Source organism: Glycomyces sp. NPDC047010, assembly GCF_040644205.1.
Taxonomy (GTDB): Bacteria; Actinomycetota; Actinomycetes; order Mycobacteriales; family Micromonosporaceae; genus Glycomyces.
The window spans coordinates 120020-134473 of record NZ_JBEYVY010000010.1 but is presented as its reverse complement, the minus strand read 5'-3'; the positions used below and the strand labels follow the sequence as shown (position 1 = coordinate 134473).

Annotated in this window: 13 protein-coding genes; 3 read left to right on the top strand and 10 right to left on the bottom strand. The window is 70.2% G+C overall.

Going from position 1 to position 14454, the window contains the following annotated elements; all coding sequences use genetic code 11:
• Nucleotides 1–58 precede the first annotated feature (58 nt).
• The gene (locus AB0A65_RS20280; RefSeq protein ID WP_359953264.1) at nucleotides 59–895 is read left to right on the top strand and encodes a hypothetical protein; all 837 of its coding nucleotides are present in this window, start codon (nucleotides 59–61) and stop codon (nucleotides 893–895) included.
• A 61-nt stretch (nucleotides 896–956) separates the two neighbouring features.
• On the opposite strand, the gene dapB is transcribed toward AB0A65_RS20280, so the two are convergent.
• From dapB to AB0A65_RS20250, 6 genes are all read right to left on the bottom strand, one after another.
• Entirely contained in the window at nucleotides 957–1691 is a 735-nt protein-coding gene (gene dapB, locus AB0A65_RS20275) for a 4-hydroxy-tetrahydrodipicolinate reductase (protein ID WP_359953263.1), read from the bottom strand.
• On the bottom strand, nucleotides 1688–2986 hold the full coding sequence (locus AB0A65_RS20270; protein WP_359953261.1) for a pitrilysin family protein: 1299 nt from the start codon (nucleotides 2984–2986) through the stop codon (nucleotides 1688–1690). Before AB0A65_RS20270 ends, dapB begins: the two co-directional genes overlap by 4 nt.
• Complete coding sequence (locus AB0A65_RS20265) at nucleotides 2987–5431, bottom strand: polyribonucleotide nucleotidyltransferase (protein ID WP_359953259.1); 2445 nt, start codon at nucleotides 5429–5431, stop codon at nucleotides 2987–2989. It abuts the gene before it with no gap.
• Between the two features lie 322 nt (nucleotides 5432–5753).
• Nucleotides 5754–6029, bottom strand: coding sequence for a 30S ribosomal protein S15 (gene rpsO / locus AB0A65_RS20260; RefSeq protein ID WP_359953257.1), 276 nt, complete (start codon nucleotides 6027–6029; stop codon nucleotides 5754–5756).
• Nucleotides 6030–6117: 88 nt separating this feature from the next.
• Complete coding sequence (locus AB0A65_RS20255; RefSeq protein ID WP_359953255.1) at nucleotides 6118–7047, bottom strand: bifunctional riboflavin kinase/FAD synthetase; 930 nt, start codon at nucleotides 7045–7047, stop codon at nucleotides 6118–6120.
• Between the two features lie 76 nt (nucleotides 7048–7123).
• Nucleotides 7124–7363 carry a hypothetical protein gene (locus tag AB0A65_RS20250; protein WP_359953253.1) on the bottom strand — a complete coding sequence of 80 codons (240 nt, stop codon included), beginning with the start codon at nucleotides 7361–7363 and terminating at the stop codon, nucleotides 7124–7126.
• Between the two features lie 231 nt (nucleotides 7364–7594).
• On the opposite strand from AB0A65_RS20250, the gene AB0A65_RS20245 reads away from it, so the two are divergent.
• Complete coding sequence (locus AB0A65_RS20245; RefSeq protein WP_359953251.1) at nucleotides 7595–8701, top strand: phospholipase D-like domain-containing protein; 1107 nt, start codon at nucleotides 7595–7597, stop codon at nucleotides 8699–8701.
• 45 nt (nucleotides 8702–8746) lie between these two features.
• Here the strand turns inward: AB0A65_RS20245 and AB0A65_RS20240 are convergent, their stop codons facing one another.
• The 3 genes from AB0A65_RS20240 to AB0A65_RS20230 all read right to left on the bottom strand — a co-directional run bounded on the left by AB0A65_RS20240 (nucleotide 8747) and on the right by AB0A65_RS20230 (nucleotide 12101).
• A complete protein-coding gene (locus AB0A65_RS20240; protein WP_359953249.1) occupies nucleotides 8747–9709 on the bottom strand; it encodes a carbohydrate ABC transporter permease in 963 nt (320 codons plus the stop codon).
• Nucleotides 9706–10683 carry a sugar ABC transporter permease gene (locus tag AB0A65_RS20235; protein ID WP_359953247.1) on the bottom strand — a complete coding sequence of 326 codons (978 nt, stop codon included), beginning with the start codon at nucleotides 10681–10683 and terminating at the stop codon, nucleotides 9706–9708. The genes AB0A65_RS20240 and AB0A65_RS20235 overlap by 4 nt, the downstream gene beginning before the upstream one ends.
• 86 nt (nucleotides 10684–10769) lie before the next feature.
• Nucleotides 10770–12101, bottom strand: a complete 1332-nt coding sequence (locus tag AB0A65_RS20230; RefSeq protein ID WP_359953245.1) for an ABC transporter substrate-binding protein — start codon at nucleotides 12099–12101, stop codon at nucleotides 10770–10772.
• A gap of 336 nt (nucleotides 12102–12437) precedes the next feature.
• Here AB0A65_RS20230 and AB0A65_RS20225 point away from each other — a divergent pair, with 336 nt between their 5' ends.
• Nucleotides 12438–13784, top strand: a complete 1347-nt coding sequence (locus AB0A65_RS20225; RefSeq protein WP_359953243.1) for a GH1 family beta-glucosidase — start codon at nucleotides 12438–12440, stop codon at nucleotides 13782–13784.
• Nucleotides 13785–13802: 18 nt separating this feature from the next.
• Here AB0A65_RS20225 and AB0A65_RS20220 read toward each other — a convergent pair whose 3' ends face one another.
• Entirely contained in the window at nucleotides 13803–14372 is a 570-nt protein-coding gene (locus AB0A65_RS20220; RefSeq protein WP_359953241.1) for a thiamine phosphate synthase, read from the bottom strand.
• Between the last annotated feature and the right edge of the window lie 82 nt (nucleotides 14373–14454).

Here is a 14454-nt window from a genome sequence, read left to right as displayed (position 1 = left end):
CCCGTATCCTGGTGAGTCCGTCCGCGTTGCGGAACGATAACGACCACGGGGAGGGCCGTTGACTCAGTACCGCTCGAAGAGCAAGGGCCGCAAGGACAAAGAGCCCGGCCTGGAACTGAGCATCGGACAGGTCCTGGCCGCCGCCGGCGCCACCGTCATCGGCGCGCTCCTTGCGAAAGTCCTCAACATCTGGGGCACCGTCGCGGGCACCGCGGTCCTCAGCATCTGCTCCTCGATCGGCGCGGTCCTCATCCTCCGGGCCATGCGCTCCACCGGCGAGCGCATCAAGTCGCAGATCGCGGCCATGGCCCCCACCGCCCGCGGCAAGGTCACCGCGGCGACCGTCGAGACCACCGTCGACGAAACGCCAGAAGGCGCCAGCGCGACCGCGAAGATCCCCGAGGCCGCGCAGCTCCACTCGACGCAGGACGAGACCGTCCCCATGGAGGTCCCCGACCTCGAACCCGAGGGCCACGTCACGGACGTGAACTCCCGCAAGAAGACCGTCCTCGCGATCGCGATCTCCAGCGTCCTCGTCTTCGGCCTCACCGTCGGCACCCTGCTCCTCCTCGGGGTCTTCACCGGCGACCCCGGACGGTTCATCCACGATGACAATCAGGCGACGGTCTCCGACGCCCCCGACGAGACCGCCGACCCCACCGAGACCACGACGGAGGACGCGGACGAGAGCGCCTCCGACGACCCCACGGACTCCGCGACCACCGATGCGCCGAGCGGCGACGCGACCCCGTCCGAGTCCTCCTCCCCCAGCGAGGAGACCACGACCCCCGGCGAGGACGCGACCACCGAGTCCGGTCAGGGCGGGTCCGAGCCGACCACGAGCGCCAGTCCGGAAGAGGAAGCGGTCTCCGAGAGTGCGAGCACGACAGAGTAAGACGACGCGAAAGGCGCCCGCCGATCCGGCGGGCGCCTTTTCGCTTGCAGTCCAGCAGGGTTCAGTCGAGGAGGTCGTCCAGGCCCACCGTCAGGCCCGGGCGCTTGACGACCTCGCGGATCGCCAGGAGCACGCCGGGCATGAACGACTCGCGGTCGAGCGAGTCGTGGGAGATGACGAACCGCTCACCGGGGCCGCCGAAGCGGACCTCCTGGCTCGCCACGTACCCGGCGGAGCGGACCGCGTGGACGCGGACGCCGTCCACGTCCGCGCCGCGGGCGCCCATCGGGTCGGTCTCGGTCGCGTCGGGCATCCCGTCGAGCCCGGCCTCGGCGCGCGCCGCGGCGATGAGCCGCGCCGTGTGCACGGCCGTGCCCGAAGGGGCGTCGACCTTGCGCGGGTGGTGCGCCTCGATGATCTCCGCGGAGTCGAAGTGCTTCGCGGCCTTGGCCGCGAACTGCATCATCAGGACCGCGCCGATCCCGAAGTTCGGGGCGATCACCGACCCCACCTCGGGGTCGGCGGCGAGGATGCCGCGGGCGGCGTCGAGGCGCTGCGCGTCGAACCCGGAGACGCCGACCACGGTGTGGATGCCGCGGTCGGTGCACCAGGCGAGGTTGTCCATGACGACGCCCGGGAGCGTGAAGTCAACGACGACGTCGCACCCGGCGACCTTGTCGAGGCTCTCGTCCCGGCCCACCGTCGCGGTCAGCTCCAGGTCGTCGGCGGCGTCGACCGCCTCGCACGCGGCCCGGCCCATGCGGCCGCGGGCGCCGAGCACCCCCACCTTGATCATCGGAAGTCCTTCTCGTCGAACGGCCCCACGGCCGCGATCGTCATCGGCTGCGACAGGATCTCCGCGGACACCGACCGGATCTGCTCCGACGTGACCGCCTCGATGTCCGCGAGCTCCCGCTCCAGCGACAGGTGCTCGCCGTACAGGAGCTCCGCGCGGCCCAGGGCGTTCATCCGCGAACCGGAGTCCTCCATCGACAGGACCATGCCGCCGCGGCTCATGCCCTTGCCGCGGAGCAGCTCGTCGTCGGTGACGCCGTCGGACGCCATCCGCTCCAGCTCCGCGAGCACCAGGTCGCGCACCTGGTGGACCTTGTCGGGGTTCGAGCCGGCGTAGACGCCGAACGAGCCCGTGTCCGCGAAGTACGACGTGAACGAGTACACGGTGTACGCCAGGCCGCGCTTCTCGCGCACGGACTGGAACAGCCGCGAGGACATGCCGCCGCCGAGGATGTTGTTCATGACCTCGAAGGCGTCCTTGCGGGGGTCGTGCCGCGAGAACAGGCGGCAGCCGACCACCAGGTGCGCCTGCTCGGTGTCGTGGCGCTCCACCAGGAGCGGCCGCGGCTCGGGCAGGACGGCCTCGTCGTGACGGCGCTGGCGCGGGACGGCCGTGCCGCCGAGCAGGGGCCGGAACGCCTCCTGCACGAGCTTCACGGTCTCGGCGTGGTCGACGCCGCCCGCGGCGCACACCGTCAGGTTCGGGGCCTGGTAGTGGTGCCGGTAGAAGTCGTTGATCTGCGCGCGCGTCAGGGCCCGCACGGTCTTCGGGTCGCCGGCGATGTCGCGCCCGAGCGCGCCGTCGCCGAACAGCGCCTGCGAGAACAGCTCGTGGACGACGTCCGCGGGCTCGTCGGCGGAGGCGGCGATCTCTTCGAGGATCACGTCCCGCTCGACCTCGACGTCGGCGGGCGTCACCAGCGACGCGCACATGGCGTCGCCGAGCACGTCCACCGCGATCGGCAGGTCGTCGTCGAGGACCCGCGCGTAGAAGCAGGTCAGCTCCCGCGCGGTGTACGCGTTGGATTCGCCGCCGACGGCCTCGATCGCCTCGGCGATCTCCGTGGCCGTGCGCTTCGCGGTCCCCTTGAACAGCAGGTGTTCGAGGAAGTGCGAGACGCCGGCGAGCTGGGGGGCCTCGTCGCGGGCCCCCACCCCGACCCACACGCCGACGGAGGCCGAGCGCATGGTCGGGACGGTTTCGGTGAGCACACGCAAACCGCCGGGCAGCACGGTCACACGGACCGTGCCGCCCAGCGGGTCGTCAATGAGCGTGCGAGTCTGGGGTCGACTCATCTACTCTTCCGAGCCTCCGGCGTCCTCGGTGCGGCGGGTGCGGCGACGGCGGCGCTCGCCGTCGCGGTCCCCGCCCTCGGAGCGCTCGCCCCGGTCGCGGCGCTCGCCGCCGCCGGAACGCTCGCCGCCGCGCTCACCGGAGCGCTCGCGGTCGCGGCGCGGGCCGCGGTCACCGCGGTCGCCCCGCTCGCCGCGGGACTCCTTGCGCTCGGCCGGGCGGCCCTTCTTGTAGCCCTCGGGCTCCTCGCCCTCCGGGTAGACCTTGTCGAGGTAGATCTTCCCGCGGTTGTCGATGTCGCCGATCTCGACCTCGATCTTGTCGCCGACGCCCAGGACGTCCTCGACCCGCTCGACGCGCTTGCCGTCGCCGACCTTCGAGATGTGCAGCAGGCCGTCGCGGCCCGGCACCAGCGAGATGAACGCGCCGAAGTCGGTGGTCTTGACGACCGTGCCCAGGAACCGGTCGCCCACGTTCGGGAGCGTCGGGTTCGCGATGGCGTTGATCGTCTCGACCGCGGCCTGCGCGGCCTCGCCGTTCTCCGCCGACACGTAGATCGTGCCATCGTCCTCGACGGTGATGTCCGCGCCCGTGTCGTCCTGGATCTGGTTGATCGTCTGGCCCTTCGGGCCGATGATCGCGCCGATCTTGTCGACCGGGATCTTCAGGGTCGTGATCCGCGGGGCGGACGCGGCCAGCTCGCCCGGCTCGCTGATCGCGTCGAGCATGACGTCGAGGATCGCGTGGCGGGCGTCGTTGGCCTGCTGGAGCGCCTGCGCCAGCACGTCCGACGGCAGGCCGTCGAGCTTCGTGTCCAGCTGGAGGGCCGTCACGAACTCGGCGGTCCCGGCGACCTTGAAGTCCATGTCGCCGTAAGCGTCCTCGGCGCCGAGGATGTCCGTGAGGGTCACGTACTTGGTGCCCTCCTCGGTCTCCTCGGAGATGAGGCCCATCGCGATGCCCGCGACCGGCGCCTTGATCGGCACGCCCGCGTTCATCAGCGACATCGTGGACGCGCAGACCGAGCCCATCGAGGTCGAGCCGTTCGACGCCAGCGCCTCGGAGACCTGGCGGATCGCGTACGGGAACTCCTCGCGGCTCGGCAGCACCGGCACGAGCGCCCGCTCGGCGAGCGCGCCGTGGCCGATCTCGCGGCGCTTGGGCGAGCCCACGCGGCCGGTCTCACCGGTCGAGTACGGCGGGAAGTTGTAGTTGTGCATGTAGCGCTTCTTGCTGACCGGCGACAGCGTGTCGATGGCCTGCTCCATGCGCAGCATGTTCAGCGTGGTGACGCCCATGATCTGGGTCTCGCCGCGCTCGAACAGGGCCGAGCCGTGGACGCGCGGCAGGATGCCGGCCTCCGCGCCCAGCGGGCGGATGTACGCGGGCAGGCGGCCGTCGATGCGGACGCCCTCGTTGATGACGCGCTTACGGACCAGCTTCTTGGTGAGCGAGCGCAGCGAAGCGGACAGCTCGCCCTCGCGGCCCTCGAAGTCGGCGCCGAGCTTCTCCAGCATGACGGACTTGACGCGGTCCAGCTCGTCTTGGCGGTCGGTCTTGTCGGCGATCTGGAGCGCCTGGTCGAGCTCCGCGGAGACCGCGGCCTCGACGGCGGCGTACGCGTCGTCCTGGTAGTCGAGGAAGCGCGGGTAGTCGGCGACGGGCTTCGCGGCGACCGCGGCCAGTTCGGCCTGGGCGCGGACCAGCTCGGCGATGACCGGCTTGACGGCTTCGAGGCCCTCGGCCACGACCTCCTCGGTCGGCTTGGTGCCGCCCGAGGCGATGAGGTTGAGGGTGTTGTCGGTGGCCTCGGCCTCGACCATCATGATCGCGACGTCGCCCGAGTCGAGGACCCGGCCGGTGACGACCATGTCGAACGTGGCCTTCTCGATCTGCTCCAGGGTCGGGAACGCGACCCAGGTGCCGTCGATGAGGACGACGCGGGTCGAGCCCAGCGGGCCCGAGAACGGCAGCCCGGCGAGCTGCGTCGACATGGAGGCGCCGTTCATGGCGACCACGTCGTACTCGTCCTTGGCGTCCACGGAGATGATCGTGCCGATGACCTGGACCTCGTTGCGCAGGCCCGACACGAAGGACGGGCGCAGGCCGCGGTCGATGAGGCGGCAGATGAGGATCGCGTTCTCGGACGGGCGGCCCTCGCGGCGGAAGAACGAGCCGGGGATGCGGCCCGCGGCGTACATCCGCTCCTCGATGTCGACGGTCAGCGGGAAGAAGTCGAAGTGGTCCTTCGGGTTCTTCGAGGCCGACGTGGTCGAGAGGACCACGGTGTCGTCCATCTGGACGATCGCGGAGCCTTGGGCGAGCTTCGCGAGGCGGCCGGTGCTGAAGTGGATCTTGCGGATGCCGTACTCGCCGTTGTCGATGACGGCGGTGGCGTGGTGATCCCCGAGGTTGAACGCCTCGGGTGTCCGGTCGTTATCGGACATAGAGTGTCGATCTCCTTGTGTAGTTCGGAACAGCGCGTCTCCCGCCACGCTTTCCGGTCTTCGATCGAAGCACTCGGATGTCCTGCCCCCTCGCGGGGTGATCCGGATGCCACTACCGAGGACCGGTGCGGTCTCAGGCGGGCCGCGCCGCGCCCCGTCCGGGGCGCTGCGGTGGAGCGTGTTGCTCTGCGCCCACCTTACGTTACCCGGCAGACGCGGCGGCAGCCGCGAAGCGAAAGTGAGGCGGGATAACGGCGGGTGCGGGTACGGCGAGAGGGAGCGTCCCGGATGCGGGGCGCTCCCTCTCGTCAAGCCGTGCTGATTAGGCGTTGTCGCGGATGCCGAGGCGCTCGATGAGGCCGCGGTAGCGCGCGATGTCTTCCTTCTTCAGGTACTTGAGGAGGCGGCGGCGCTTGCCGACCAGCAGCAGCAGACCACGACGCGAGTGGTGGTCGTGCTTGTGCGTCTGGACGTGAGCGGTCAGCTCCTTGATGCGGTGGGTCAGGATCGCCACCTGCACGTCGGTCGAGCCGGAGTCGCCCTCAGCGGTGGCGTACTCCTTGATGATCTCGGCCTTCTTGACAGCGTCGAGCGCCATGTGCGAACACCCTTCCATTTCGATTCAAGGCCAGTCCGCGGTGTCGTGCAGGCTGGTCGATTGCAACCCCGCCAGGTTAGCAGGGGCGTTAGCCCAGCTCCAAGGCCCGGCGGGTGTCTGCGACGTCCGTCTCGATCTGCTCGATGAGCGGTTCCGTGCCGGTGAACGCGACCTGCCCGCGCAGGCGGGCGGTGAAGTCGAGGCGCACGTGCTCACCGTAGAGGTCGCCGTCGAAGTCGAGGAGGTACGCCTCGACCGTGCGGGCCGAGCCCTCGAACGTCGGGTTCGTGCCGACGCTGATCGCGGCCGGGTGGCGCTGGGAGCCGCGGAAGAACCAGCCCGCGTAGACGCCGTCCGCGGGGACCGCCGTCCCCTCGGGGACGTCGAGGTTCGCGGTGGGGAACCCGAGCGCGGTGCCGCCGCGGCCCGCGCCGTGGACGACGGTGCCTTCGACCCCGAAGTCGCGGCCGAGGACTTCCGCGGCGGCGGCCACATCCCCTTCGGCGACGAGCTTGCGGACGCGCGTCGAGGAGTACACCTCGTCGTCAGCGGTCAACGTCTGCGGGAGCACCTCGAAGCCGTACTCGGCGCCGAGTTCGGTGAGCGTCTCGACGTTCCCGGCGGCCTTGTGGCCGAAGCGCCAGTTCTCCCCCACGACGACGGCCTTCGCGTGGAGGCCGCCGACGAGGACGTGGCGCACGAAGTACTCGGGGCTGAGCTGCGACAGCTCCTTCGTGAACGGCAGGACGCACACCGCGTCGACGCCGAGCGACCCGAGCAGTTCGATGCGGCGCTCCACGGACGCGAGCTGCGCCGGGACCGCGTGCGGCGCGACCACGGCCGTCGGGTGCGGGTCGAAGGTGACGACGACGCAGCGGGCCTCGCGCTCGGCGGCGGCCTTCGCGGCCGTGCGGACGAGCGCGGCGTGGCCGCGGTGCACGCCGTCGAACACGCCGATCGCGACGACGGATGCGGGCCAGCCCTCGGGAGTCGCGTCTATTCCGCGCCAGGTTTCCACGTGGACGATCCTCTCACTGCCGGAAGGCGACGGCCATCCGGACGCGACCGCAGTGAGGGTTCTCGCTCGGTGCCCGTCAGAGCATCATCGACGAGTCGGCGTTGCCGCCGGACGCGAAGATGAGGAGCATCAGGACGCCGACCGCGACCAGGAGGAGGATGCCCAGCATCAGCCAGGCGTTGCCGGCCAGTTCCGGCTGTCGGGGCTGGTCCTCCGCGAGGACCTGGGGTTCGGCGTGTTCGGGCTCCTGCTTCACCGACTCGGTGAGCGTCTGTCGGAACTCTTCTGGAAGTTCACTTGCCGCATACGAGCTCATGGGTCTCTCCTGACGACGAATTCCGGGTTGCCATTCAATTGTCGAGAGACCGTCGGCTATCCGACCGACGTTTCCCGGAATCCGCCTGACAACAACGCCATTTCGCCCTGGTGGAAATTACACGGCCGTGACCGCCCTACCTCGCCGAACGTCCTATAGCCGACAGAAGTCTCCCCGTGTCACGTAAGACGTGACATCTTCATGTCCAGTACGACCGACGGGAGTCCTGGCATGAACCGCAAGCTCCTCGCGCTGGCCGCGGCCGGCGCCTTCCTCATGGCCGCCGTCGTGCCCGCCCCGGCCCAGGCCGGGGTCACCGGGTGCGTGCGCACCGGCAGCTACACGGTGTGCCGCGCCAACCCGGGCGGCGACCGCAAGGACAGCACGATCATCGACGAGATCGTCAAGCAGATCAACGCGACCGGCAAGGGCGACACGGTGCGCGCCGCGGTCTACCAGTGGTCCCTCGACAAGCCCGTGACCCCGCTCGCCGAGGCGATGGTCGCGGCCGAGGGACGCGGCGTGGACGTGCGGGCCGTCGTCGGGCAGCTGAGCACCAAGCCCTCCGCGAACGACCCGCTCATCCGGAAGCTGAAGAACGCGGGCGTCCAGGTCAAGCAGTGCAAGGGCGGGTGCCTGCCGAACGCCGACGGGACCCGCAGCGGCCCCGACCACAACCGGTTCTTCCTCATCGACAAGGGCGGCCAGCCGACGGTGCTGGTGACGAGCCTCAGCTTCGTGCGCTCGCACACGACGCAGGCGAACAACATGCTCGGCGTCCACGGCGACCGGGAGCTGTTCGACTTCTACACGGGGTTCTGGAACCGCCTGTACTCCGGGAGCTGGGACGGGTGGACCGACAAGAACAAGGCGACCACCACCGACCTGGCGCGGGCGTGGGTGTTCCCGCGCGGCCCCGACCCCGTCGCCGAGCAGCTCGGGGAGATCACCAAGTGCGGGGACGGCGACCGGGTCCTGGTGGGGCACGCGAACTTCCAGTCGAACCGGCCCGCGGTCCGGGCCCAGCTCGACCGGATCCAGGGGCTCGGCTGCCAGGTGCGGGTCGTGGTCCTGGACGCCGCGACGAGCAGTCCCGGGTGGCTGGAGGACAAGCTCGGGGCGTCCAATGTGCGCGTCCACGACTCGATGCGCAGCAAGTTCATCGTCGCCGAGGCGTACTTCGGGGGCACGCACCGCGCGGTCGTGTGGACCGGGACGCACAACCTCCAGGGCAACGCGATGAAGCACGCCGACGACAACCTGCTGCGCGTCTCGAACCAGGAGGTCGCGGACCTGTACGCGGAGTTCTTCCAGGAGCTGTGGCGGGGGGCGGGATGACGGAGCGGGGAGGGGCCTCGGCCCCTCCCCGCTCCCAGATCCGTTCTAGCCCTTGACGGAGCCCGCGAGCAGCCCGCGCACGAAGAAGCGCTGGAGCAGCAGGAACACGACCAGGGGCACGATGATCGCGATGAACGCCGCGGCCGGGAGCCGCGTCCAGCCGAAGCCCCACGTGCCGGCCATGTCGCCGAGGACGGCGGTCAGCGGCCGGGTGGCCTCGCCGGGGGCGAACGTGCGGCCCACCAGGAAGTCGTTCCACACCCACAGGAACTGGAAGATCGCGATCGACGCGATCGCCGGGGTCACCAGCGGGAGCACGACCTTGCGGAAGATCTGCGAGTGGCTCGCGCCGTCGATGCGCGCGGCCTCCATGACGTCGGACGGCAGCTCCCGCATGAAGTTGTGCAGCAGGAACACCGCGAGCGGCAGGCCGAAGATCGAGTGGGCGATCCACACCTGGATGAGCGTGTTCACCCCTTCCAGGTCCCAGGCCGGGATGAGCGTCAGCCCGCCGATGTGGAGCCCGGAGCTGAAGATCGACAGCAGCGGGATCAGCGCCATCTGGAGCGGCACCACCTGGAGGGCGAAGATGCCCACGTACAGCACGTTGCGGCCGCGGAACTTGATCCACGACAGCGCGTACGCCGCCAGGGCCGCGAACGCGACCGGCACGACCACGCCCGGGATCGTGATGACGACGGTGTTGATCAGGTTGATGATCAGCCCGCCGCCCTGCGAGTCCGAGTACAGGACGTAGTTGTAGTTGTAGAGCGAGACCGAGCCCGGGTCGGCGAAGAAGTTCCACCACCCGGAGGTGCGGATGTCGTCGTCGGGGCGGAGCGAGGAGATGAACAGCCCCGCCGTCGGGATCGTCCACAGTGCGGCGATGAGGATCGCGACGACGCTGGCGACGCGGCTGGAGAGGATCCGCCGCAGCCGCTCGCCGCGGGTCTCGCCGATGCGGGCGGCGGACTGTGCGGCGGCCTGTTCGGCCGTGCGGGTGCTCATCGGGTCTCCATTTCCTGGCGGCGCATGTTCCGCACCTGGTAGATGACGACGGGGACGACGAGCAGGAACAGCAGGACGGCGAGGGTGGCGCCGCGGCCGCGCTCGAAGAGGCGGAACGCCTGCTCGACCATGTTGTGCGCGAGGACGTCGGTGCCGTGGTGGCCCTGGGTCATGGCGCGGACGATGTCGAACAGCTTCAGCGTGGCGATGAAGACCGTGACCGCCACGACGATGATCGCCGAGCGGATCGACGGGACCGTCACGTTCCAGAAGATCTCGCGCGGGTTCGCGCCGTCGATGCGGGCGGCCTCCACGATCTCCAGCGGGACGCCCTTGAGGGCGGCCGACAGGACCACGGTCGCGAAGCCGACCTCGATCCACACCAGGACGACCATGAGCAGCAGGTTGTTCCACGGCTGGGCGTTGAGCCAGTTGACCGGGTCGCCGCCGAGCCACACCATGATCTGGTTGAGCAGGCCGATCTGCTCGCCGCCGGCGCCGTTGTACTGGTAGACGAACTTCCAGATGATGGAGGCGCCCACGAAGGAGATGCCCATCGGGAGGAAGACGAGGGCCTTGTAGACCTTCTCGCCCGCGCGGCCGTCGATGAGGACGGCGTAGACGAGGCCGAGGGCGGTCGACACCAGCGGGACGATGACGATCCACATCGCGGTGTTGACGAGGATCTGGAGCGCGTCGGGGTCGGTGACGGCCCAGATGTAGTTGTCGAGTCCGACGAAGTTCTCGGTCTTGGAGTCGTAGAACGACATGACGACCGTGCGGATCGCCGGGTAGACGAGGCCGATGAGCAGGAAGAGCACGGCCGGGGCGAGGAAGACGAAGGCGACCGCGCGGTTGCGGTCGCGTCGCGAGGCGAGTTCGGCGAGGCCGTACAGGGCCAGCAGGACCGCCGCGAAGGCGACCAGGCCGAGACCGAGCAGGCCGAATCGGTCGAGATAAGCGGAGATGTTCACGTCGAGTGGCTCCAGTTGTGTCCGGGCAATGGGCCGAGCGGGGCCGGTGGACCCCGCTCGGCTTCTCGTTCACTTGCACGGGCCGGCTACGGCCAGGAGGCCTCGATGTCGTCGGCCATCTGCTGCGAGGTCTTGTCGCCGTCGACCCACTGGACGATGCCGGTCCAGAAGGAGGAGGCGCCGACGGCGCCGGGCATGAGGTCCGAGCCGTCGAAGCGGACGGTGACGGCCGGGTCGGTCAGGATCTCGGTCGCGAACACGTTGATCGGCGTGGTGGCGTTCGCCGGGTCCACGCCCTGGCGGGCGGTGCTCCACGGGCCGGTCTGGAGACGGGCGTTGTGGTACAGCTCGGAGGCCAGGAACTGGCGGAACGCCTCGGTGGCCTCGGAGTCGGAGAACGCGGCCACGAACTCGCCGCCGACGAGCATGGTGTTGTCGCCCTCGTTGGTCTCCGGGAAGCGGAACGCGAACACGTCCCCGTCCTCGGCGACGTTGGTGCCCGCGGGCCACATGGCGCCGTAGAAGGACGCCTGGCGCATGAACGCGCAGTCGCCGGTCTGGATCGGGAAGCCCGCCTCCTGGAACGCGGTGGCGCTGATGGTGTCGGTGCCGCCGTAGACGTAGTCCTCGTTCTGGAGGACGGTGCCGGCCTTGTCGATGGCCGCGACGATCCGCGGGTCGTTGAAGGGGATCTCGTGGCTGACCCACTGGTCGTACAGGTCGGTGCCCTCGCGGAGGACGATGTCCTCGATCCAGTCGGTGCCCGGCCAGCCGGTGGCCCCGCCGGACTCGAAGCCCGCGCACCACGGCGTGGTGCCGCTCGCGGCGATCGTGTCGGAGAGGGTGATCAGCTCGTCCCAGGTCTTCGGGACCTCGTAGCCGTTGTCGGCGAAGAAGGTCGGCGAGTACCAGATGAAGGACTTCGCGTTCGAGGAGTGCGGCGAGGCGTAGAGCGTGCCGTCGATGGTGCCGTAGTTGACCCAGTCCTCGGTCCAGCCCTCGGTGGTGAGCGCGGTGAGCTCCTCGGACGCCGGGACCAGCGTGTCGGTGAAGTTCGACATGAGGCCGGGCTGCGGGAACAGGGCCACGTCGGGGGCGTTGCCGCCGTCGACGCGGACGGCCATGTCGGACTCGAACTCGCCGGTGCCCTCGTACTCGACGGTGGCGCCGGTGCAGGACTGGAAGTACTCCCAGGCCTCGGTCATCTCGTCGGCCTCGGCGTCGCGGATGGACCCGAGGACGGTGACGGTCTCGCCCTCCAGGTCGCCGTACTGCTCGTAGTTGGCGCAGTCGGTGGCGTCGTCGGGGACGGCCCCTCGGTCGTTGTCCTCCTCCTCGGGTGCGCCGCACGCCGCCGCGGCGAGCGCGAGGACGCTGGCGGCAGCCGCTAGGCAGGAGATTCGTCGGGTCTTGCTCATCGGGGTTTCCCTCTCTTCGCAGGTTTCACGCGCCCGGCGGGCCGACTGCCTCCCTGCCCCCGGCCCTCGGTGAAACCGCTCTCATCGGTTCCACCCCAGGTAGGGGCTGCCTCACCCGCCGTGGGGGCGACGCTGGCAATGGTGCTCTGGGTAACAGTGAATGTCAAGTGTGCATTGCCGAATCGTTACCGGGCGCGATTGGATCGATATGTGTACCTACCCATTCGATGGGAGCGATTCCAATGGCGTATCATTCCGGAGCCCGGCAACTCGTTTCCATCCAGCGCCGCGCCGCGGAGGAACCCCCGGCTGCGCGGCGGAGAAAGGTGCCTTCCGATGACGCAGCTGACCTTCCCCGAAGGATTCCTGTGGGGGACCGCGACGGCCTCCTACCAGATCGAGGGGGCGGCGAACGAGGACGGCCGGGGCCCGTCCATCTGGGACACGTTCTCTGCCACGCCCGGGAAGACCTGGCGCGGGCAGTCCGGCGCCGTGGCCTGCGACCACTACCACCGGCTCGACGAGGACGTGGCGCTCATGGCCTCGCTCGGCGTCGACACCTACCGGTTCTCCATCGCGTGGCCGCGCATCCAGCCCGACGGCTCCGGCCCGGCCAACCCCGCCGGGCTCGACTTCTACGACCGCCTCGTCGACAAGCTCGTGGCGGCCGGGATCAAGCCCATGCCGACGCTCTACCACTGGGACCTCCCGCAGGGCCTGGAGGACCGCGGCGGCTGGCCCGAGCGCGCCACCGCCGAGCGGTTCGGCGAGTACGCCGCGATCGTGGGCGCCCGCCTCTCCGACCGCGTCCACACCTGGTGGACGCTGAACGAGCCGTGGTGCGCCGCGTACCTCGGCTACGGCAACGGCCACCACGCGCCGGGCCGCACCGAGCCCGCCGCCGCGCTCGCGGCCGTGCACCACCTCAACCTCGGCCACGGCCTCGCCGTGCAGGCGCTGCGCGCCGCCGGGGCCGACCGGGTGTCGATCGTGCTCAACCCGACGCAGGTCCGCGGCGAGGAGGAGGCCGTGCACACCGTGGACGGCATCGCCAACCGCGTGTTCTTCGACCCGATCCTGCGCGGCGAGTACCCGGCCGAGGTCATCGCGCGCACGCAGCACCACACCGACTGGTCGTTCGTGCAGGGCGGCGACCTCCAGGCGATCAACCAGCCGATCGACCTGCTCGGCGTCAACTACTACAGCCCGACCTGGGTGCGCGCCAAGGCGGGCGAGCCGGAGAGCCCGGTCGGCCCCGGCACCGTGGACGTGGAGACGTACACGCCGGAGGGCCTGGAGTCCACCGACATGGGCTGGGCGATCGACGCGACCGGCCTCACCGACCTGCTGGTGCGCCTGCACAAGGACTACGGCGTCGCCACGATGGTCACCGAGAACGGCGCGGCCTACCCGACCGGGCCCGGTGCGGACGGCGAGGTCGACGACGTCGAGCGCGTCGCGTACCTGCGCTCCCACATCGCGGCCGTCCACGACGCGATCGAGGCGGGGGCCGACGTGCGCGGCTACACCGCCTGGTCGCTCATGGACAACTTCGAGTGGGCCTTCGGGTACGACAAGCGGTTCGGCATCGTCCACGTCGACTACGCGACCCAGAAGCGCACGCCGAAGTCGAGCGCGAAGTTCTACTCGAAGGTCATCGCCGCCAACGGGCTCGACCGCTAGCGGCCGCGTTCCGAAGGCTCAGACGAGGGCGCCCCGGAGCGCGCGGACCGCGTGCTCCGGGTCGTCGGCGTGCATGACGGCGCCCATGACCGCGACGCCCGCCGCGCCCGCCTCCCGCGCGGCGAGGGCCCGGTCGGGGCCGTTGACCCCGCCGAGCGCGTACACCGGGACCGGGGTCGCCGCGCAGACCGAGGCCAGCGCCGCGGGCCCGATCGCGGGGCCGTAGCCGGGTTTGGAGTCGCTGGCCCACACCGGGGAGTACGTGCAGTAGTCCAGGTCCGGGTCGACGGGCTCCCCGGCGTGGACGGAGCGGCCGACGAGGACCGGGCGGGGTGCGGGGACGGGCCGGGCGGCGGAGAGGTGGGCCGCGGCGACGGGTGCGCCGGGGTCGGCGACGATGAGGACGCCGCCGTGTTCGGCGACGAGGATGCCCAGTCCGGCGGCGAGTTCGTGCCGCTCGTCCCAGGGGAGGTCCTTGTCGCGCAGGACGAGTGCGAAGGGTCCGCCGCGCAGCGCGAGCGCGACCTGGTCGGCCAGCGGGCGCGGGCACCCGTGCCGGTCGGTGACGACGATGAGCCGGTGCTGCATCCACTGAACTTACGCCCCGCACTGGAGTGCCCGGGGGACTCCCGTGGTGAACGGTCCCATTGATGTCCGACTCGCCGGTGCT